Origin of the sequence: Alkalihalophilus lindianensis (assembly GCF_032843265.1) — a bacterium.
Taxonomy (GTDB): domain Bacteria; phylum Bacillota; class Bacilli; order Bacillales; family Bacillaceae_D; genus Alkalihalophilus; species Alkalihalophilus lindianensis.
In genome coordinates this window covers 160,764-181,937 of sequence record NZ_JAWJBA010000003.1, presented here as the reverse complement: position 1 = coordinate 181,937, position 21,174 = coordinate 160,764, and the positions used below count along the sequence as shown (strand labels likewise).

Sequence of the window (21,174 nt, the reverse complement as noted above, 5' to 3'; positions counted from 1 at the left end):
ACCCCTCCACTACTCATCCATCGCCACACGTAAAACTTCTTCCACTGTGGTCAATCCTTGCTTCACTTTCAATAACCCGTCATCTACTAAAAAGATCATCCCTTGTTGCATCGCAAAGTGGCGAATGGCACTCATTGATTTATTATTCATCATCATTTGGCGAATATCATCGGTGACAACGAGCACTTCTTGAATAGCCAAGCGACCTTTATATCCAGTTGCATTACAAGTTGGGCATCCACTACCTCGGCAAACGTTTGATGGCTTGATGCCACGTTTCTCAAATAAATTCCTCTCCATCTCCGTCGGCTCATGCCAGATCGCACAGTCTTTACATATTTTCCGGACAAGACGTTGTGCCACTACACCTGACAAGGACGAAACGACAAGATAAGGCTCAATCCCCATATCAATCAATCGAGGAATCGTTGCGATCGCGCTGTTTGTATGTAACGTACTTAAAACGAGATGTCCTGTAAGCGATGCGCGGATGGCAATTTCAGCTGTCTCGGTATCTCTTATTTCCCCAACCATAACAATGTTTGGATCTTGCCTTAGTACCGAGCGTAAACCAGCTGCAAATGTCAGTCCTACTTGCGCATTCACTTGAACTTGATTAATCCCTTCGATTTGGTATTCCACAGGGTCTTCAATCGTTATAATGTTCACCTGCTCGGTATGGACATGATTTAAAGCAGCATATAGAGTAGAAGATTTACCCGAACCAGTGGGGCCTGTAATTAAAATGAGTCCAGATGGTTGTTCGATCATTTTTAGAAAACGCTGATGATTAATTTTATTAAACCCTAGCTGTGATAGCTTGTTTAAAGTACTCCCTAAATCTAGAATACGAATCACCACTTTTTCACCGTACATAGTGGGAAGCGTTGAGATCCGTAAGTCGATTGGGGTCATTTGGATTGATGTTTTAATGCGACCATCTTGTGGCAAACGAGTCTCTGTAATATTTAAATTCGCCATAATCTTCAATCTAGCAACAAGTGAATTTTGAATTCGCCTAGGATACACTCGTTCTGTCTTTAACACGCCATCCACACGGTATCTGATAATGATTTTCTTTTCCATCGGATCAATGTGTATATCACTTGCTTTTTGTACAAGTCCAGCTTGGAGGATTTGATTCACCAATTTAATGACCGGAGCATCTTCTTCATTTCCATCAGCTGGGTTAGCATTCGCTAACGCTTCAAGTTCCTTGTCATCGAGTTGCGATTGTAAAAAAGCATCATCAAGCTGATAATGTCGCTCGATCGCTTGATGAATCTCATCTCTTGTTGCAATGGCTGCCTCAATTTGAAAGCCTGTTGACATCCGCAAATCATCAATAGCAAAATAGTCCATCGGATCAGCCATCGCTACATAAAGGAGGTTTCCCTCTTTTTTCAATGGAATCACTTCATTACGGAGAGCAAATTCTTTAGGAACCATTTTCATTAAAGACGTATCAATTGGGTATCGATAAAGGCTTATTTGTTTGATCCCTAATTGTACCTCAAGCGCTTCGATTAACTGTGACTCTGATATATAATTCCACTCAAGCAAGGCATCGCCAAGCTTTTGCCCTTCTTTTTTGGTCGCTAAAGCGGTTTCTAACTGCTCTTCTGTTAAGAATCCAGCATCTAACAATAAATCCCCTATACGCTTACGTGCTCTCGCCATAACGCTTCACCTCTACTCCTCTCCTTTAACAGGTGGTTCAATTGTTTCGTTATAATCATCTAGAGATGGATTCGGTTCCCAAGTTTGTCCGGGGATGCCACCTACCCCATCTTGAGATCCGTTACCGATCGTTCCCCCTTGACCACCTGTTGAATTGCTTCGGTCGTACGGATAAGTAGGATACTCTCCTCCAGTTGATGGATCTATACCCGGGGTTGCACCTGGCGATGGACTTGGTAGGGTCCCTGGTGCTGCCCCCGGAGCTCCTGGATTTGTTCCTGGTGGGACTTGTGGATAAGACCATGGTGGCACTACTGGTTGGTTAGGGTCTGTTGGTTCAAATATAGGATCATATCCACCAACAGGGTTCTGCTCTTCCTCCGTAGCTGGTTGCTCTTGTAAACTCCACTCTTCAATCTTGTGCTGAGGTGGGTAGTAATCAATTCCAATGTTTTTCTTGACGATGACCTCTCCATCAAGCGATCGTTCAATATGGTAGACATGAGCTGAGTAGCCCATTTCTCCCTCAATCATTACTTGCTTATCTCCTATTCGACGAGTTGGTGAGAAATGAACAATCGTACGTGGATGAATCTCTTCTATTTTTTCTACAGTTAATTGATACTCATGAATAAACGGCTTCCCAATTAATGCTAATACTAAGCGATCCCCACTATAGCTAGCTGAGAGCTCATATGTATAGTGATTCGGATTATATGCTTTAAAATCCATTGAGCTAGGAGAAACACTCGCTGCATAACCTGCCGTCGTATAAGCTGGTAATGTTAAACCAATATGACGCTCAATAACTTGAATATTCGTTTGCCCAAATAACTGAAATAATCCAGTTGCGAGTCCATCAAGTCCGTTGCTATCCAAGAGTGGTTGCCTATTTTCTCGAAGTGCATCTTGTAATGAAAATAATGACCTCGCTTCTACCTGATATCCGTCCAATGCTTCAGCCCATTGTGGCAAATACATTGAGGATACCGGACCTAGTTCAACAGAGGATACCGATATCTCCTCAAGCTGATATGCCGGTAGAAATTGTTCACTAACATCGATTAATAGACGCTTTGACGAAAGAGTGTTCACTTTGCTTGTTAGGTCCTCTGCAAAAAGCGCATAATCAACCCATTCTGCAACTTGATAGCGAGCCAACGAGTGAACCGCATCACGCAGACGTTGCTCGTTTACAGTCGCACCTAGCTCAACATTGCGAGAACTCGACGCTTCTTGTAGGGCTTGATCAATCTCAAACTGAATTACATTACTAGGAAGGGTGGCTGTTTCTTCAAATAAATGAAGAGAAAGACTTGCTTGTTCATGCCAGGTTCGGATCGCCTCTTCAAGTTCTATTCTAGCTTCAGCTTCATTCATGCCGGCGACCGATACACCAGCAATTTCTGTACCTGTTTCATATGCACCACTTTTCCCTCCTAATCCCCCTAGGGCTGCCATTCCTCCTAAAGTGATACTAAATAAAAAAGCTGAGCATCCAAACAAAAGCAGAAATGAACGCATTAATGGTTGCTGCATCAACATCCGTCAGTCCTTTTTATCATCAATTTCTAATTCTTCAAATAAGCGTTTCCTAACTGCGGCAACATCTTCAACGTCTTCACTAGCACGAGGAGCTTCGAACTGCTCCTCACGTATATGGACCTTGCCACTTTGTTGGTCCTCTGTGCCTTTGTCTTCTTCCATCCAATCGACTTTGGGAGGAATACGTACAGGAAGATCTTCATTGACCTCATCGTCATCTTCTTCTATCTCCAATCTTAATCGACTAACTCCTGATCTCTCTGAACTCTCTTCTATTTCTTCACCTAACATTTGTTTGGGACGGCTTTGAAAATAATCAAGCAGCTCTTCTTCATTGTCAGGTTGGAGGGCTTCCTCACCCTTTTCAACCTCAGCAATTTCTTCATGTTCTTTTATCTGACTAAGGTCCGATTTAAAAGCATTTTCTTCTATCATTTCAGCAATCTGCTCCTCAACCTTTAATGCCTCTACTGATAATTCGTCACTTAAAGGTTGGTCTTCTATACTAGATTCATCTGCGGTAGTTGCAGCAAGTGGGGCTACCTCGTACTGTTGCTCATGATTCTCTGAGTCCTCCACTGGTCCTTCATACTCAAATTGCTTACTAAATACGACAACAAATAGTAAAAAGAGACCACAGAAAGCAAGTGTAGCGATTTGCCACGTATAAAGAATGGATAATAACAAAGTTAAAAGTACAAGCAAACTAGAAATACAAACGGCTTGCATGCGTTGTTTTAATGGGATTTGGAGGGGAACCTTTCGCAACAACACGACTAAAAGAACTGTCCCGATCGCCAACATTAATAGAGGATACATGTTGTTTCTAAGTCTCCTTCTAATCTAGTAAACATCAGACATACTTACTAGACCAATCATCTTTTCTTCTTGTATTAGCTGACTATCATACTATGATGATGGTCACCCAATCTCCTTACTGTAGATGATATGGCAACAACTACAACCTAGCAAGAGAAATATCAAAAAATAGAAAAATGATCACAAAATGTCGCACGCTCAATATTTTTCTAAAAAAAAAAATCCACCTCTTATGTTTAGAAGTGGGGAATCTTTTTCATCTCGTTAAATGATGCAACTTTATCACGACCCTGCTGCTTCGCTCCGTTATACATCGCACGGTCAGCTTTGCGAATGAGCGTTACTGCATCATCCATATTGTTCTCTTCATTTATACTAGAAGTCGCTACCCCAATACTAGCAGTAACAATGATCTCGATTTCTCTTGCATCAGTGAGGTCATCTTGAATCACAAATGGATGTGTTCGGAGCTCATCCCAAATATCTCTCGCCACAAAAGTCGCCTCTTCTTCAGTCGTATTCGGTAAGAGAATGACAAACTCTTCTCCCCCATATCTGGCTACTACCCCATCAATCGGCGTAAGTCGTTTGAGCCGATCTGCTACTCCACACAAGACATCATTGCCACTTTGATGACCATATGTATCATTAACTTTCTTGAAGTGATCGAGGTCTAGTAAAATGAGTGAGACTGGTTGTTCTTTTTCTTGATTAATAGTCGCTTTTAATCGCTCCTCAAAATACCTAAAGTTGAACAGGTTTGTTAAGGGACAGTGTTCACTTTGTTGCTTTGTTTTCTCGAAGCTTTTCACATTGGTAAGTGCAATTGAAAGCATATTAGCCATAATTTCTAATATCATGATTTGATTACCACGAAAGGATCTTTGCTTTAACGATGTAATCGTTAAAAGACCGACTATTTCTTGCTTTCGTCTCAATGGAATGGCAATAATCGACTCTAAGTTTTGCGGTAATTCCTTACCAAGCTTGCCCCATTCCTTACGTGCTCCAGCTACCATTAAAGAGTTCGATTCTAGCGCGTATCGACTATAAGATTCTCCGTTTCGTAATTGAAGGTGAACAGTTGCTCCTTTTTGATCCTCTGCATACAAAAGAGCTACTTTTTCATTATTCACCTCATATAGAAGAAGTTGATTCCAATTGAAAAATGCATTCAGCTTAAGTGACAATTGCTCAAATAATTCTTCACGGGTCAAGCAAGCATTTAATTCATAACCAAACTTCGTCACTTCTTTAAGTAAGTGATTCGTAATCGTACTTTGATTATAAAGTTGTAGCACAATCGTAATTCCAATAAAGGTTAATCCTGCAAAGCCGATCGCATTAATGCCCATTTGTTCATATGAAATGATTAAAATAATGGTTAAAGGAAAGAAAAGCGCTGCAGTCGCTAATTCGATTAATACCCCTTTAAAAAATTGTTGTCGTTTTAGCGCAAATAAATATCGTCTTACAAGATAAATGAGGAAATGGTTTGCAACTAAGAAAGTAAGCACATACGCAATAAGTGCTGCAAAATCATTATAGGTTGCTAATGTAGTCGGTTGATTCGTTTGGCCACCAAACAGAAAAAAAACACATGCAGCGAGTAGTGAGGTCAATAAAAAAATAAGCGAATTTAATGGTATTCGATAGAAGTTGGTTTTATTCAAACCTGTTGCATACAATGCTCCAAAAAGCACAAACTGCGTCACCAGTAATTCAAGTACTAATCCGAATTTCAAGAAAATAACAAGCGTTACCCATTGAAAGACCGTAATCATATGGGTTCTATATTTAATTGGCATGACAGCAGTTAAGGTCGTGAGGGCGGCAAAGGCGAACAGGTCCACTAGGATAAACTCGTAGCTATTGGATCTTGTGATTAATAAAGCAATTAACATCATTAGTACAACAACCCAACTAAACCAAAGAATACGTTCAGTACCGTTCTTCACACCTTCACCCCCACTTCCTATCCTTACTGACTAACCTCATACTTTAATCGTTGATCTCAACCATTTTCTCACTTCTGAAACAAAGTAAAGAGAACCAGAAACAACAATAATGTCATCTGTAGTGTGATTCAACTGAGCATCTAAGACTGCTTTTCTCCAGTCTGAAACGGCTACCTTCTCTTGTACTTCAGCTTGGTTGAATAGGTCGACCTCAGATGCAGCTCGAAAGAAATCAAACGTTGTAAATGTAAATATTGCGTTAAGTTGTAAAAATGGGTGAAGAAGCTTTTGCATCTCTTTTTCTTTTGTAGCTGCCATTATGATTCGATAGCGTTTGTCAGGATAATGCGCACCTAGCGTGGCAGCAAGTGCACTCATTCCCTCTTCATTATGGGCTCCATCCAAAATAATAGTTGGGTCCTTTTGCACGATTTCAAATCGCCCTGCCCAACTCGTTTTTTGTAATCCCACTAAGCATGCTTCCTCTGTATATTTCACATGCCCCAGTTGTTTTAACGTACTCATAGCGGCAATAGCAAGCGATGCATTTTCCCGTTGGTGATCTCCAGCCATATGAATCGTACAAGTCTCAAACGTTTCTTCAATTGATTGGAACGTAAAAAGTTGACTTGTTTCATTACGAGTGAGCAACGTTTGCTCAAAATCAACTCCACGTTGCTTAAATTGAGCCTTGCAATGATCTGCTTTGTCTTTTATCACACTCTGTGCCTCTGCTTGAGATACTCCTGAGATCACAGGTGTTCCGTTTTTGATAATACCAGCTTTTTCAAAGGCAATTTCTTCAAGAGACTCCCCTAAAATATGCATATGATCTCGACCGATAGACGTAATGATCGAGAGTATCGGATCAATGACATTGGTTGAATCCAATCTACCTCCAAGACCTACTTCAACTATTACGAAGTCAGGCTTTGTCATCGTAGCAAAGTATAAGAAGCCAATCGTCGTGATGACTTCAAATTCAGTCGGTGACCCAAGGTCCGATTTTGCTAATTCATCAACAAGAGGTTTCACCTTATTTGCACAATCTACAAGATCTTCACTTGAAATAGGCTCCCCGTTAAGTGATACTCTTTCTTCAAAACATTCAATGTATGGTGAAGTGAAGGTCCCAACATCATAGCCGTTCGCCTCAAGCATATGGCGTAAGTAGCTTACCGTTGAACCTTTTCCGTTTGTTCCGCCTATATGGATCATTGAAAGCTTCTTTTCCGGATGATCAAGTCGCTCTAACATCCACTCCATCCGCTTTAAACCAGGCTTTATTCCAAATGGTAATAGGCTATGAATCCAATCAATCGCCTCTTCTACAGTCTTCATCCGTACAACCCCTCATGGCACAAAATCATGCCTTTAATATCATTCTATTATTATAGCGATGATTCCTCTCATAATTCAATGAAAGTCAGTCTATATCAAATAATTACCTCCATAAAAAAAGAAGAAGTGCTGCGTTCGACATCTTCTTCTACTCTGTTTCTTATTCATTTTCGTTTAATACAACCTCATATTCCTCTCTACCTGTTAACTCATATAATTGCTCGACATATCCCTTCATCACTCGGCGAATCTCTCCATTATCATCACCTTCTATTTCTTTCTTATGTTCGAGTAGTTTCGTTGCCATAATGAGCGCATGTTCTTGTTCAATCCCTTCTCGTTGCTCAATGTCACGCTGATAAGAAGACAAAGCTTGATCTACTTTCTTGCGAAGAAGCAATTGGTCAGCGGGTGTGAGCGTTCTTTGCTTCATTTGGAAAAAAGGAATATCTTGAGCGAGTTCTTCATTCAACCGGTATCCCGTACTTCTCCGTAATTCTTTCCCCTCTTCATCTACTGAGATCACATACCAAGAAAATTGACCCTCAGAATGGGCATAAGACAACTGCTGTTCCGGATGAAGCGTTGAGGCATACCTCTCTTTCGGGTCAGCAAATGAGACATAAAATGGCATGTGGTAAAGGTCTTCGATGGAAATTCTTACTTCTGGCTGTTCGATTCCTTCCTTCACAATTTGAGTGAAGGAACCCCCATCAAAATAGGTGGTTAGCGCTAACTGATAGCTTGCAGCAGCTCGATCCTCTTCCCACGAAAACTCCATTTCATCTTCGGTAAACACATGATCATTAACCGGTTGATTCACTTCTAATAGTTGGACGAGCGTCACATCATATTCAACCTCTTCGCCACTCGATACCTGGATTCGTTCATCGATATCAACAGGCCAAGAATACCCATCAATCTGCTCAAAACGAAGACCTATACCTAGTTGATAGGCATCTGGTACAACATGATCAAATTGATAGAAGCCATTGTGATCAGTTATAGCACGATACTTCTCAGATTCTGGATGAATAGAGTGACTACTCTGCTGTTCTGTTCGCAAATATACTGCCGCTCCTACAATCGGCTCGCCATTTTCAGTTTCGACAACCCCACTAACTGTTCCATAAGAAAAGGTACCATCTATCTTTTTTAGTTGTTCCAACATACTTGCAAGTCTTTCTTCGATGTCATAAGAGCCTCCATCTTCTGGACTTTGTACTCGCTTTTGCCAATCCTCTATACGTGAAATCGCATCTTCTACTTTCTGTTCGTTGATTAATAATTCAACCTTCCATTCAAGTAACTCTCCATCTTGTATCACTTTCCACTCTTCGTCTTCTTCTAATTGAAGTTGTTCTTGTTCATATTCTTCAATAAGGCTCCACGCCTTTGTGTATTGCTCTCCATCAATGTATAATTCGACTAATTTCATTGTCAGTTCTCTCGGCATGAGTATCATTGTTGAACGGTCAATGAAATCATCTCGCTTTGCTTCAACATACTCGGTCGCTTCTAAGATAGAGGTATGAAAGGCATAATAGTCTGTCAGCAGAACGACAGCTTCTTGGTAGTGCACACCATCTACATTACCTCGTTTCTCCACATACATCTCCAGATAAGGCACCATTTCTTCTAACGTAAATCCATGCCAGCTCTTCTCTTCTTGCCAGTGACTCATACTAGGAGAGAGGTAAACATCTTTAATCGGACAGCAAAACGAGTACGTCAGCATATACTTTTCGATATAATGAAGTTTTTGTGAGTCTGTATTTGCTCGGTCGATCAAGTTAATGATTAATTCATTAGCATGAGGTTCTCCTTGGCTAAAAGCTCTCTCTACCTTCCGTTCTTCCATGATTGGGGCAAACAAGTAAACATAACATAAGCTAAACGCAAGCATTCCGACAACAACATAGAGGAAATTTTTTCTCTTTATCTTAAGATTCACCTTCTATGACCCTCCCTTCGACGACATGCTTATAATAAATATTGCCACCGACCTCCACTAACTGATTGGTATGAGTAGGGTTATCACTACCTACAGTCATACTGATAACTAAAAGCAGGGCTGCAACGGACGTAACTGGAACGACCGGAATAGTCATTTCTTGATTCATCCAAGACACCCACTTTTCTAGTGCAGTCTTGGGATGGATCATTTTGATGACTTCCTTTTGTTTGGTGAATTGAATTTGTTCGAGTTGTTCATCGATGCACCTTTTTACTTCCTCGCGTTCATTCATCTTCTTCACCCTCTTTTAAGAACTGAGCTAATTGTTTTCTCGCTCGTGCTAACCTACTTTTTACAGTATTTTCTTTTGCATTAAGTAGATCTGCTATTTCTTTGATTGAATATTCGCTATAGTAATACAAAGCAATCACTTCTCGATAGACCGGTTGCAATCGTTGAATCGTTTGTATGAGATTCCGTCTTGTTTCTTCGGTCAAAAGCAATTGCAAAGGGCTACAATCCTCTACTCTTTCCATCAGCTCTTCATTTGAAGAGAGAAAGAGATGCTTAAAACTCCACGTTCTCGTCCGCCTTCGACATTGACTGACAACAATCGAAAGTAGCCATTTCGTTAACTTCTCGTCATCACTCAATTGTTCAAGTTTATTAAAGGCAAGAATAAACGCGTCTTGAACAACATCTTCTGCTTCGTAGGAATCTTTAAGTAGCAACGTCGCGAGTCGCATTGCCCCACCACTATCACGACTCATCCACTCATGGAATGCTTCTTCTTCTCTCCTTTTTAACCGCTCGATTAATGTCACCATTCCAACGATCTCCTATCTCTGGTCGCTCTACCATATAGAGCCAATTTACCACGAGAAGGTTGCACGAATGAAGAAATTTTTTATAACTTGTTGTCTAGCTCTTCTTAATAGCTATTAGCGATTAGCTAGCAACGTCAACAAAAAAAGTCGCCCACCTAAATTAAGGGAGACGACTCTTTCACTTATTACGCTTTTAACTCAGCAATACGCGCTTGAACCGTTTCGCGTTTTGCTTTGTAATCTGCTTGTTTTGCCTTTTCTTCTTCAATTACTTTCTCTGGAGCTTTTGCAATGAAGCCTTGGTTGCTTAGCTTCTTATCAACACGTTCTACTTCTTTAGTTAGCTTCTCTAGCTCTTTTTCAAGACGAGCTATTTCTGCATCTAAGTCTAATAATCCAGCTAATGGTAGGAATAATTCTACTCCGGAAAGAACTTGAGACATTGACTTTTCAGGTGCCGATACATTCGTACCTAACTCTAACTTACTCGGGTTACAGAACTTTTCAATGTAGCTCTTGCCACGCTCAAGCTGTGCGAGTGTGTCTTGATCCTTTGCATTGACAAGAAGTTCAATTTGCTTACTCATCGGAACATTTAATTCTGCACGTGTGTTACGAACAGAACGAATCATTTCTTTTAAAAGTTCCATATCTTTCACTGAGTTTGCAAATACATACTCTTCTTTACGCTCTGGCCAAGCGGCAACTGTAATGGAGTCGCCTTGATGCGGCAAATGCTGCCATATTTCCTCGGTAATAAACGGCATAATCGGGTGAAGAAGTCGCATTGTCTGATCCAATACGTACGCAAGAACAGAACGAGTTGTCTTCTTCGCATGTTCGTCCTCCCCGTTTAATGGTAATTTCGCCATTTCAATGTACCAGTCACAGAAGTCATCCCAAATGAAGTTATAGAGAAGACGACCGACTTCTCCGAATTCGTATGCATCAATTAAACGCGTTACATCTTCAGTTGTTTGTTGAAGGCGTGTTAAGATCCACTTATCAGCTATTGTCTTTTCTCCACTTAGATCGATTTCATCGTACGTTAAGCCATCCATATTCATAAGGGCAAAACGTGATGCATTCCAAATCTTATTACCAAAGTTCCATGTTGATTCGACTTTTTCCCAGTAGAAACGTAAGTCATTTCCCGGGGAACTTCCTGTTGAAAGGAAGAAGCGTAGTGCATCAGCACCGTATTTGTCGATCACATCCATTGGATCTACACCATTTCCAAGCGACTTACTCATCTTACGCCCTTCTGAGTCACGTACGAGACCGTGTATCAGAACATCGTTGAAAGGACGTTTCTCTGTAAATTCAAGACCTTGGAAAATCATACGAGAAACCCAGAAGAAGATGATGTCATAACCTGTTACAAGGACATTTGTCGTATAGAAACGCTCATAATCAGGAGAATCTGTATCCGGCCAGCCCATTGTTGAAAATGGCCATAAAGCTGAACTGAACCATGTATCAAGGACATCTTCATCCTGCTTCCAGTTTTCAATATCTTCTGGTGCATCGTGTCCTACATAAACCTCACCAGTTTCCTTATGATACCAAGCTGGGATACGGTGTCCCCACCAAAGCTGACGAGAAATACACCAGTCACGAATGTTCTCCATCCAACGTAAATACGTTTTTTCAAATCGATCTGGAACAAAGTTAACTTTATCCTCTGATTGTTGAAGGTCAATAGCAGCATCAGCAAGAGGTTGCATTTTTACAAACCATTGAGTCGATAAATACGGCTCAACAACTGCCCCACTACGCTCAGAATGACCAACAGAATGCATATGCTCCTCGATCTTGAAAAGAACGCCAGCTTCCTGCAAGTCTGCAACAATTTGCTTGCGACATTCAAAACGATCCATCCCATTATACTTTCCAGCTTTTTCATTCATTGTACCGTCTTCATTCATAACCAAAATCCGCTCAAGGTTATGACGGTTTCCAATTTCAAAATCATTCGGGTCATGTGCTGGTGTGATTTTAACTGCCCCAGAACCAAATTCGATATCCACATAATCATCTGCAACGATAGGGATTTCACGATTAGTAATCGGAAGAGTCACTGTTTTTCCGATCAGGTGCTTATAACGCTCATCTTCAGGATGAACAGCGACAGCAGTATCACCTAGCATTGTTTCAGGACGAGTCGTAGCGACTTCAATCTTTCCACTACCATCTGTTAATGGATAGCTCATGTGATAGAAAGCTCCTTGAACATCTTGATAGATAACCTCGATGTCTGAAAGAGCTGTTTTTGTTTTAGGATCCCAGTTAATAATATACTCTCCACGGTAGATCAGGCCTTTATTATATAGCTTTACAAATACTTCTCGTACAGCTTTTGATAACCCTTCATCTAATGTGAAGCGTTCACGGGAGTAATCAAGTGATAACCCTAATTTTGACCATTGATTACGAATGAAATCAGCATATTCTTCTTTCCATTCCCATGACTTTTCAACAAACTTTTCACGGCCTAGATCGTAACGACTTACACCTTCTTCACGAAGTTTCCCTTCAACTTTTGCTTGAGTAGCAATACCTGCATGGTCCATACCCGGAAGCCATAACGTATCGTAACCTTGCATTCGTTTAACGCGTGAAAGGATATCTTGTAGCGTTGTATCCCATGCATGACCAAGATGTAATTTACCCGTTACATTTGGCGGTGGAATCACAATGGAATATGGTTGTTTCGTTGAATCTCCTGTAGCTTCAAAGTACTTTCCTTCTAGCCAATAGGAATACCACTTTGCTTCTGTTTCTTGTGGATTATACTTCGTTGGCATCGACAGCTCTTTTTTCTCCATCTTTTATACCCTCTTTCCAATAAATTCCTTTTGGTGAAAATAAAAAAACCCTCTTCCTCCAAAGGACGAAGAGAGTTTGTATTCGCGGTACCACCTTTGTTTGCAGCCTCTAATCATCCCAAAATACAGACAGAGAAAGAAACTACACACTTCATTTGATAACGGCTCTTAACCGACCTTACTTACTAGTCGTTCAGTAAGGTTGCTCCTGGGCGACATTCAATTCGTACATCTTAAGAAATCTCTCAGCTAATGATTTCTCTCTCTTAAAGGTTCGGAATTTACTCTTCCCATTCTATGCATATCGATCTTAAATTAAAGTCTACACTTATCACTTAATATGATTCTTATATAGTTTAATTTATTTCTTATTAATTCGTCAATATTAGCTTTACCACAATTTATCATCTCTATACTATTATATGTACAGTTGCATAAAATGCAACCTGATCATGTAGCTTGCACAAATGCCCTTTCTTTTGCATAGAGTATGGTATGACATGATGTTTTCTTATGAAGGAGGGCTCTGCATGATGGGCCGGAAATACCGCCGTTATTATCATCGTCCCCCTTGGTGGTTAAAAATTCGTGCAATGTTTGCTCAATTACTACTTCCACTCATCTGTTTTCAGTTTTTACGTACCCTACTATTTCCTACAACCTTTGATGTAATCTTGCTGACGTTAATGTTCGTTCTTTATTGTTCTCTCTTATTAAAGCTATTTTAAGTAATAGCTTTGATAAGGGAGTTTTTTTATAAAGAAGAAGCAAAATGAAAGAAACGTTCTCTCATGAAGGTAGAGAACGTTAGCTTTCTTCTTGTTTTACAATTAATTTTTGACTTAATCGTTGGACTTTCCGAAGGGAAATCAACCGTTTTTCAAGTCGCTGGACGTGCTGTAATTCACTTTGCCCTTGCCGGTCGTTCACATAAGACTCTACTGCAAAAACGACTGGTTCAGGAAACAGTAAATATCCACATAATAATTCCTTTTCCTCGTCAAGCAATGGCAAGTGGCGCTCATAACACATAAACCAACGAAGTACTTCATCTTCAGACCACATCGTATAGCGAAAGTTTGTACGGCAGAAACTAGCCAAATCCCTCGCTGGGGTATCAATACTGGACCTTTCAAAATTAAGCAAAGTCGGCTCATTTTCCATATTGAAAATAGCATGTGAGCGTGAGAGTCTACCGTGGCAAAGCACGGTTCGATATTTCTCTTTTTCCACACAAGTTTCATACCATTTTTGTAAATGCTCACCTGCTTTGATTGCCATTTGATCAAGCATATGAGCGTGGGTAATGAAAGTTAATTCAAAAGGTGACATATACCTTTTACGCTCAGCAAAATCAGCAAACCTACTCAGTTCCAATCTTCGCATCTCCCAATGCTTAATCAACTGTTGAAAAGACTCATCGACTTGCCCTTTATCGAATGCTTGAGTTTTCACCGTCAGGCGGTGAATAACGGCCATCTGTGTGGCTAGCTTTTCTTCCTGAGACTCTCTTCCCATGTATTCCACAGCTTCTAACCAAGGCATAACGTAGTAAGTATGAGTACTCGTAGCCACCGTATACTCCCCGTATTTAGTAGGCATGATTGGAATAGCTTGTTTATAATTTAACTTTGCTAGCTTTCTCATCGCATGAATAAATTCATCGGCTTCTAGTCGATTCATGGTTGTTTCCTTTAAAGCAAATACTCCCCTTGAGGTTATTACCTTCTTTATTTTTCCAAAGTCTTCAATGTGTTCAGGATAAAGATCATAATAAAATAAAATAGAGGCATATGGATTTTCAACATGTTGCCTCATGTAACCACCTTCTTTTGGTCATCTATCCATCTTCCAAGAATCGAAACAAGTTGCCTTGCTGCTTCCCATTCATTGGACATCTTTGTTAATTTCTCTTCTATCTGTCGTTCACTTTCATTACTCATAAGGGAACGAGTCAATGCTGCCCACTCATATGGCTCAAGAACTTCTACGATAAACAATAAGGCCTGATCTTTGTTAAAACCTTCTGTATGGCCAATGGATGCAATAACCTTCTCAAGAGACTTTGTTCCATTTACAATTTGCCAGTTGATCAAAAATTGACGTAAAGATTGATAGCCAAGGTGGGCTTGTTCATTTGTCCCTCTCCAAATCAGCACCTCATAGATTCTTCTAGCTTGATCTGGTGATTGGAACAAATCAAGAAGAGGTTGTTTCACGTTTCTTTGTTGACTACGAATACGTTCGGCTTTTTTCGATCGGACAAGCGCCTCTTTATGGTAGCGAATCAACTGATCTTGAATATCATCTCTTAATCCATTTAGTAACATTGGATTCCACTCATAGGAGGGTAGCTCTTCTTTATACACTCTCTCTAATTGACGTTCTTCTAATCCATGCGTAATCATTAAGCCCATTAACATGCCCCAGGCTTTTTCATGGTCAAGTTGAGGGTATACTTCCTCTATTTCATCATGTAAAGTAATCCATTGCTCCTTCCATTTTGCAGCGGCCTCTTCTTCCTTTGTGCGAATCATCCGATCCGTTAACACAATGGGAGTATAATGACAACGGTCTCTCCATTCAACATGCCATTCTAGTAAGGAAGAATCCGACCAAGAACGAATTCTCTTTCGCCCTTGGTCGGTCAGAATAACAGCCTCATTAATAAATTCAACCTGTTTAAAACCATATTGCGCTTTAAGCCAATCCACCAGTTCCATCATAACTAACTCCTCGTTTAGGACTTGGCACTTACTGGAATATAGAGAATTTGACCTTCCTCTACCTTTTCTTCTGTTAATTGATTCATTCTTGCAAGCTGACTTGTACTCACATTGTACCGGTGTGCGATGGTATCGATCGTTTCATTCGGTTGAATAATACACATTCTCCACTTAGAGAAACGCTCTTCTCCTTTTGTTAGCATCTTTGTTAGATATAAGGCGTTTTCTTCTCGAGGTTTTCCTACTTCAAGTACTGGCTCATAATCACCCTCTACTTCTTCTACTTCTTCTACTTCTTCTTCCTCAACAGGTCTAGCAATCGGCTCAGAAGGTCTTGCAACCATTTTAGTTAATGGTGCAACACTCTTTTCTTCTTCAACAGCTTCTACAACTACTGTTGCTTCTCTTACTTCTTCTTCATCCTCTTGTTCTTGCTGTTCAGTAGCTGCCTCACTTTCTAACCTAGGTTCTTCTAAAATTTCTTCAATTGTTTCGACCTCTTCTGACGGCTCATCTACAACTTCTTGTGTAGCCTCTACTCTTTCTTCAACTTCATCAACTTCTTCCTCTACTTGCTCTACTTGCTCTGGTTCTTCTGCCGTCTCCTCAGGTAGAGGTTGTTGGTACCCATAATATTGATTAAACACCGGTGCCTGCCATGAATTTGACGGGGGAGGTTGAAACTCCTCACTCCCTCCATGCAATGGTGGAGGACTTATTAACTCTTTATGAGATGTCGCACTTTTTGCATCAAAGGAAAATGAGGGCTCAACATACTCTTCTTTTTCGTCTGCTTTTTTTTCAGTAGCTACCGGCCTGTTAGCAGATTGATCCTGAGGGTGATTCATCCCACTAATACTAATGTCTGCTGTGAGTTGGATACAACTTTTTTCAGGGAGATCATAATCAAATGATTCAATTTGAACATATACATCATCTAAATTATGAATACGACTAATAGGGATCGTTACATCAATTGGGAAAAAATGAGTGATTTTCCCTGTCCCATCTTCTGAAAGAGAAACATCTCCAACCGATCGAAAAGATACTTGGTCCTCAACCGATCCTTTTTCAAGATCTACTTCAGCTTCTGACTTTGCAGGTTGGTATTCACCAATAAGTCGCAAGCCACCTTTTATATATACATGATGGTCTTTTTCTTCAATCGAAATATCTGGTTCAAGTGACATTCCTACAATCTCTTGAACTTCTTGCCCTTTATTTAACCAAACCGATTCCTCAATAGAAAATGAAAGCTTCGTTGGATGTTCTTGTGTCACAATACATTCCTCCTCAACATGATCAATCTCATCCTCTGTGTCTACGCTATTCAGTACAATATCACTTTATGAGCAAGCCTTACTAAATATGACAAAGGAAAAGAGAAAGTAAAAATGACATAGTCAAGGATTGAACAAAAAAAAGTGAGCCCTCATAATGAGAACCCACTTGTGTATGTTTATTTTAACTTTGAAAAAGCAATTTCTGCGGCTGCGATCGTTTGATCAATATCTTCTTCTGTATGCTTAGTCGACAAGAACATACCTTCAAATTGTGAAGGTGGAAGAGAAACCCCTTGTTGAAGCATTTCTTGGAAATAGCGAGTGAAGTAATCTAAATTTGAGGTAGAAGCCTTCTCAAAGTTCGTTACTTTTTCATCTGTAAAGAAGAAGCCCACCATTGAACCAGCTCGGTTAATAGAATGTGGAATATTATGTTTCGTCGCAGCTTCCGATAAACCATCGGCAAGCTTAGTAGCTAACGCCTCAAAGTGATCATAACTTCCTGGTGTAAGTTGTGAAAGCGTCTCATACCCTGCAGTCATCGCTAGTGGATTTCCAGATAACGTACCCGCTTGATAAATTGGACCAGCTGGTGCGATTTGTTCCATAATTTCACGTTTCCCGCCATACGCACCTACAGGTAGGCCGCCACCAATTACTTTACCGAGACAAGTTAGGTCAGGCGTCACACCTAGCTTTCCTTGTGCGCACTCATAACCAACACGGAAACCAGTCATAACTTCATCAAAAATGAGAAGCGTCCCATTTTCCGCTGTAATCTCACGTAAGTCTTCTAGAAATCCTGGCTCAGGGGTTACAACACCCATGTTTCCTGCTACAGGTTCTACAATCACTCCGGCAATGTCATCACCAAATTGTTCAAACGCATACTTTACACTCTCGATATCATTGTAAGGAACGGTTAGTGTATTTTTCGCAACCGACTCTGGAACTCCAGGACTATCTGGTAAGCCAAGAGTTGCAACACCTGAACCAGCTTTGATTAATAAAGAATCACCATGCCCATGATAGCAACCCACAAATTTCAAAATCTTATTGCGGCCTGTATAACCACGTGCTAAACGCAATGCACTCATCGTCGCTTCAGTACCAGAGTTAACCATACGGACGACTTCAATAGATGGCACACGTTCAATGACAAGTTCGGCAAGTTTCGTTTCAAGCTCACTAGGAGCACCGAAGCTTGTCCCTTTTTCAGTTGCTGATTTTAATGCCTCTACCACTTGCTCATCAGCATGACCTAAAATGAGTGGCCCCCATGAAAGAACATAGTCAATATACTCATTACCATCAATATCATAAATTTTAGAGCCTTTACCTCTTTCCATGTACACTGGGTCCATCTTTACCGATTTGAATGCACGAACCGGACTATTTACTCCACCTGGCATTAGTGGTTTTGCTTTTTGGAAAGCTGCTTCTGAATTTTTAAATGAACGCATTCTCATTCTCCTTTCAATCTGTTAGTTCGTTTCTTTTAACCAACGAGCCACATCTTTAGCATGGTACGTTAAGATCAAGTCAGCACCCGCTCGTTTCATACTTGTCATCTTTTCAAGCACAATGGCCTTTTCATCGACCCAACCATTTTGACTAGCAGCTTTTATCATCGAGTATTCCCCACTGACATTATAAGCTACAACTGGAAATCCGGAGTGATCCTTTACCTCACGAATCACATCTAGATAAGAAAGAGCGGGCTTTACAATTAAAAAATCTGCCCCTTCTTCAATATCTGATTGTGCTTCGCGAATTGCTTCTAGGCGATTAGCAGGATCCATTTGGTATGTTTTACGATCGCCAAATTTAGGTGAGCTATGAGCTGCATCACGAAACGGCCCGTAGAATGCTGATGCATATTTAACCGAGTAAGACATAATCGGCACGTCATGATAACCTGCTTCATCTAAGCCATGACGAATCGCTGCTACAAAGCCATCCATCATATTTGAAGGAGCAATAATATCCGCACCAGCTTCAGCTTGAGAAACCGCTGTTTTAGCAAGCAAGTCAAGCGTTGGATCATTCAACACCTTACCGTCTTCAATGACACCGCAATGACCATGATCGGTAAATTGGCATAAACATGTATCAGCAATCACTGTAAGATCAGGATGCTTTTCTTTAATTTGACGAATCGCTTTTTGAACAATTCCGTGATCATGATAGGCAGAAGAGCCTACATCATCTTTATCTGCTGGAACTCCAAATACGATAATAGAAGGGATTCCGAGTGCCACCGCTTCTTCTACTTCAGTATCCACTAAATCAAGTGACCATTGGAACACATTAGGCATAGAAGGAATTTCATTCTTTACCCCTTCCCCCTCGATTACAAAGATCGGATAAATCAAATCATCTGTTTTAACAGATGTTTCGCGAACCATACGACGAATCGAGGCGGTTTGACGAAGGCGACGATGGCGATTAAATTCTAACTGTTTCAATAGTTTTCATCCTCCTTAAAATATGTAGAGATAGCTTCTATAAGGCCTTCAATAGTGTATGTACTTGCTGTTATATCTACTTGTAAATGATACTCTTGTGCTGTTTTTTCAGCTATCGGTCCTATGCAAGCAATCCGTGCATAAGGAAATGGATCTTCTAGCTCAAGCCCCTCTAAAATCTGAGTATAGTGTTTAACGGCTGAAGAACTTGTAAAGGTGATCACATCAAGCGGTATGTGTTCATTTATCAGAGATTGAATGTGGTCTTTGGCCACATCAGGACATACCGTTTTATAGACGGTTAAATCATCTACTTCAATTCCATGAGCGCTCAATGCCTTTGGTAAATAAGTTCGTCCCAAATTACCACGCGGCAGTAAAACACGCTCACCCTCATTAATATGCTCACGTAATACCAGGACTAAATCTTCTGCAACATAATGTTTTGGAAGCAGACTTGCCTGATAGCCATACTGATTAAGAACTGCTTCAGTCTTATGTCCGACTACGGCAATGTTGGCCTTTTTAATAATAGAGCGAAGATGATCTTCTTTAAACGCTTCAAAAAAGAAACGCACACCATTTGCACTTGTAAAAACAAGCCATTGATAATGTTCAAGACTGTTTCGTACTTGTTCAATATGATGTGCTTCTTCTATAGTTTGAAAAGAGAGAAGCGGAATAACATGTGCAATTCCGCCCACTTCTTCTATTCGATTAATAAGGGGTTGAGCTTGTTCGATTGCACGCGTTACAAGTACATGCTTACCCGCAAGTGCAGCCGTATTCATTACTGATCAAGCTCACGTTTCACTTTATCTAAAATTTCCTTAGCCCCTTTTTCAAGAAGACGATCTGAAATCTCCTCGCCTAATTTCACAGGGTCTTGACCAACTAATCTCTCTTTTAAGATCGTTTTACCATCAGGAGAGCCTACAAGTGCAGTTAAAGAAAGTTGGTCATCAGCTTGGATCGTAGCATAAGCTGCGATTGGCACCTGACAACCACCTTCCATCTTGTGTAAGAACGTACGCTCCGCGGTTACAGTACGAGATGTGTAATCATCATTTAGTTTCTGAATTAATTCAAGCACTTCTTCATCATCGCTACGGCACTCAATGCCTAGTGCACCTTGTCCTACAGCAGGAACACACATTTCTGGAGATAAGTACTCTGTCACTAACTCTTCTGAATAACCGAGCCGCTTCAATCCTGCAGCAGCTAAAATAATCGCAGAAAAATCTTCTTCTTTTAATTTACGTAAACGTGTCTCAACGTTACCACGAATCCATTTCACTTCAAGGTCAGGACGCTCTGCTAAAAGTTGAGCTGAACGACGTAAGCTACTTGTACCCACAATCGCTCCTGCCGGTAAATCTGCTAATTTTACGTTATCAACTGAAATAAAGGCATCACGAGGGTCTTCTCGCTCTGTAATCGCTCCTAATGTAAAGCCATCAGGCATAACGGATGGAACGTCTTTCATACTGTGAACAGCTAGATCAATCTCTTTATTCTCAAGAGCTTGTTCAATCTCTTTTACAAACAACCCTTTCCCACCAACTTTAGAAAGCGTCACATCTAAAATACGATCTCCCTTTGTGACGATCTTTTTCACTTCAAACTCATAAGGAACGTCTTTTTTCTTTAATTGAGCAATAACCCAATCAGTCTGTGTTAAAGCTAAATTACTACGGCGTGAACCAATTACAATCGTACGCATGTATAAACCTCCAGTTAAT

At 40.5% G+C, this 21,174-nt stretch carries 17 protein-coding genes and 1 other annotated feature; of the genes, 1 reads left to right on the top strand and 16 read right to left on the bottom strand.

All coding sequences use genetic code 11. The features are described 5' to 3' along the window. Nucleotides 1-9: 9 nt before the first annotated feature. From RYX56_RS10965 to RYX56_RS10925, 9 genes are all read right to left on the bottom strand, one after another. Nucleotides 10-1,680 carry a GspE/PulE family protein gene (locus tag RYX56_RS10965; RefSeq protein WP_317122096.1) on the bottom strand — a complete coding sequence of 557 codons (1,671 nt, stop codon included), beginning with the start codon at nucleotides 1,678-1,680 and terminating at the stop codon, nucleotides 10-12. A 12-nt stretch (nucleotides 1,681-1,692) separates the two neighbouring features. After that, on the bottom strand, nucleotides 1,693-3,141 hold the full coding sequence (locus RYX56_RS10960) for a hypothetical protein (RefSeq protein ID WP_317122095.1): 1,449 nt from the start codon (nucleotides 3,139-3,141) through the stop codon (nucleotides 1,693-1,695). 87 nt (nucleotides 3,142-3,228) lie between these two features. Continuing rightward, nucleotides 3,229-4,044, bottom strand: a complete 816-nt coding sequence (locus RYX56_RS10955; RefSeq protein ID WP_317122094.1) for a hypothetical protein — start codon at nucleotides 4,042-4,044, stop codon at nucleotides 3,229-3,231. A gap of 236 nt (nucleotides 4,045-4,280) precedes the next feature. Further along, nucleotides 4,281-6,002, bottom strand: a complete 1,722-nt coding sequence (locus RYX56_RS10950; protein ID WP_317122093.1) for a sensor domain-containing diguanylate cyclase — start codon at nucleotides 6,000-6,002, stop codon at nucleotides 4,281-4,283. Between the two features lie 36 nt (nucleotides 6,003-6,038). Further along, nucleotides 6,039-7,343 carry a bifunctional folylpolyglutamate synthase/dihydrofolate synthase gene (locus RYX56_RS10945; RefSeq protein WP_317122092.1) on the bottom strand — a complete coding sequence of 435 codons (1,305 nt, stop codon included), beginning with the start codon at nucleotides 7,341-7,343 and terminating at the stop codon, nucleotides 6,039-6,041. A gap of 160 nt (nucleotides 7,344-7,503) precedes the next feature. Further along, nucleotides 7,504-9,297 carry a carboxypeptidase-like regulatory domain-containing protein gene (locus RYX56_RS10940; protein ID WP_317122091.1) on the bottom strand — a complete coding sequence of 598 codons (1,794 nt, stop codon included), beginning with the start codon at nucleotides 9,295-9,297 and terminating at the stop codon, nucleotides 7,504-7,506. Further along, nucleotides 9,287-9,592, bottom strand: coding sequence for a hypothetical protein (locus tag RYX56_RS10935; RefSeq protein WP_317122090.1), 306 nt, complete (start codon nucleotides 9,590-9,592; stop codon nucleotides 9,287-9,289). The genes RYX56_RS10940 and RYX56_RS10935 overlap by 11 nt, the downstream gene beginning before the upstream one ends. Further along, entirely contained in the window at nucleotides 9,585-10,127 is a 543-nt protein-coding gene (locus RYX56_RS10930) for an RNA polymerase sigma factor (RefSeq protein ID WP_317122089.1), read from the bottom strand. Before RYX56_RS10930 ends, RYX56_RS10935 begins: the two co-directional genes overlap by 8 nt. Before the next feature lie 185 nt (nucleotides 10,128-10,312). Next, nucleotides 10,313-12,955: a valine--tRNA ligase gene (locus tag RYX56_RS10925; protein ID WP_317122088.1), complete on the bottom strand. Its 2,643-nt coding sequence runs from the start codon at nucleotides 12,953-12,955 to the stop codon at nucleotides 10,313-10,315. Between the two features lie 58 nt (nucleotides 12,956-13,013). Continuing rightward, nucleotides 13,014-13,262 (bottom strand) — a binding site (T-box leader). 223 nt (nucleotides 13,263-13,485) lie between these two features. Between RYX56_RS10925 and RYX56_RS10920 the strand changes: the two genes are divergently transcribed. Then, nucleotides 13,486-13,683, top strand: a complete 198-nt coding sequence (locus RYX56_RS10920) for a YszA family small membrane protein (RefSeq protein ID WP_317122087.1) — start codon at nucleotides 13,486-13,488, stop codon at nucleotides 13,681-13,683. A gap of 79 nt (nucleotides 13,684-13,762) precedes the next feature. On the opposite strand, the gene ysxE is transcribed toward RYX56_RS10920, so the two are convergent. From ysxE to hemC, 7 genes are all read right to left on the bottom strand, one after another. After that, nucleotides 13,763-14,773 carry a spore coat protein YsxE gene (gene ysxE / locus RYX56_RS10915; protein ID WP_317122086.1) on the bottom strand — a complete coding sequence of 337 codons (1,011 nt, stop codon included), beginning with the start codon at nucleotides 14,771-14,773 and terminating at the stop codon, nucleotides 13,763-13,765. After that, nucleotides 14,770-15,681 (bottom strand): hypothetical protein, encoded by a 912-nt coding sequence (locus tag RYX56_RS10910; RefSeq protein WP_317122085.1) that lies wholly within the window; start codon nucleotides 15,679-15,681, stop codon nucleotides 14,770-14,772. Before RYX56_RS10910 ends, ysxE begins: the two co-directional genes overlap by 4 nt. 14 nt (nucleotides 15,682-15,695) lie before the next feature. Then, nucleotides 15,696-16,961: a stage VI sporulation protein D gene (spoVID, locus tag RYX56_RS10905; protein WP_317122084.1), complete on the bottom strand. Its 1,266-nt coding sequence runs from the start codon at nucleotides 16,959-16,961 to the stop codon at nucleotides 15,696-15,698. Between the two features lie 179 nt (nucleotides 16,962-17,140). Next, the gene (gene hemL, locus RYX56_RS10900; RefSeq protein ID WP_317122083.1) at nucleotides 17,141-18,427 is read right to left on the bottom strand and encodes a glutamate-1-semialdehyde 2,1-aminomutase; all 1,287 of its coding nucleotides are present in this window, start codon (nucleotides 18,425-18,427) and stop codon (nucleotides 17,141-17,143) included. A 21-nt stretch (nucleotides 18,428-18,448) separates the two neighbouring features. Continuing rightward, nucleotides 18,449-19,432, bottom strand: coding sequence for a porphobilinogen synthase (hemB, locus tag RYX56_RS10895; RefSeq protein ID WP_317122082.1), 984 nt, complete (start codon nucleotides 19,430-19,432; stop codon nucleotides 18,449-18,451). Further along, nucleotides 19,429-20,223, bottom strand: a complete 795-nt coding sequence (locus RYX56_RS10890) for a uroporphyrinogen-III synthase (protein ID WP_317122081.1) — start codon at nucleotides 20,221-20,223, stop codon at nucleotides 19,429-19,431. Before RYX56_RS10890 ends, hemB begins: the two co-directional genes overlap by 4 nt. Then, nucleotides 20,223-21,155 carry a hydroxymethylbilane synthase gene (hemC, locus tag RYX56_RS10885; protein WP_317122080.1) on the bottom strand — a complete coding sequence of 311 codons (933 nt, stop codon included), beginning with the start codon at nucleotides 21,153-21,155 and terminating at the stop codon, nucleotides 20,223-20,225. The genes RYX56_RS10890 and hemC overlap by 1 nt, the downstream gene beginning before the upstream one ends. Nucleotides 21,156-21,174 lie beyond the last annotated feature (19 nt).

Excerpts from the sequence above, each read along its gene's own strand:
- RYX56_RS10965 (WP_317122096.1), bottom strand. The coding sequence starts at position 1,680 with ATGGCGAGAGCACGTAAGCGTATAGGGGATTTATTGTTAGATGCTGGA.
- RYX56_RS10960 (WP_317122095.1), bottom strand. The coding sequence starts at position 3,141 with ATGGCAGCCCTAGGGGGATTAGGAGGGAAAAGTGGTGCATATGAAACA.
- RYX56_RS10955 (WP_317122094.1), bottom strand. The coding sequence starts at position 4,044 with ATGTATCCTCTATTAATGTTGGCGATCGGGACAGTTCTTTTAGTCGTG.
- RYX56_RS10945 (WP_317122092.1), bottom strand. The coding sequence starts at position 7,343 with ATGAAGACTGTAGAAGAGGCGATTGATTGGATTCATAGCCTATTACCA.
- RYX56_RS10935 (WP_317122090.1), bottom strand. The coding sequence starts at position 9,592 with ATGAATGAACGCGAGGAAGTAAAAAGGTGCATCGATGAACAACTCGAA.
- RYX56_RS10930 (WP_317122089.1), bottom strand. The coding sequence starts at position 10,127 with ATGGTGACATTAATCGAGCGGTTAAAAAGGAGAGAAGAAGAAGCATTC.
- RYX56_RS10925 (WP_317122088.1), bottom strand. The coding sequence starts at position 12,955 with ATGGAGAAAAAAGAGCTGTCGATGCCAACGAAGTATAATCCACAAGAA.
- RYX56_RS10920 (WP_317122087.1), top strand. The coding sequence starts at position 13,486 with ATGATGGGCCGGAAATACCGCCGTTATTATCATCGTCCCCCTTGGTGG.
- ysxE (WP_317122086.1), bottom strand. The coding sequence starts at position 14,773 with ATGAGGCAACATGTTGAAAATCCATATGCCTCTATTTTATTTTATTAT.
- RYX56_RS10910 (WP_317122085.1), bottom strand. The coding sequence starts at position 15,681 with ATGATGGAACTGGTGGATTGGCTTAAAGCGCAATATGGTTTTAAACAG.
- hemL (WP_317122083.1), bottom strand. The coding sequence starts at position 18,427 with ATGCGTTCATTTAAAAATTCAGAAGCAGCTTTCCAAAAAGCAAAACCA.
- RYX56_RS10890 (WP_317122081.1), bottom strand. The coding sequence starts at position 20,223 with ATGAATACGGCTGCACTTGCGGGTAAGCATGTACTTGTAACGCGTGCA.
- hemC (WP_317122080.1), bottom strand. The coding sequence starts at position 21,155 with ATGCGTACGATTGTAATTGGTTCACGCCGTAGTAATTTAGCTTTAACA.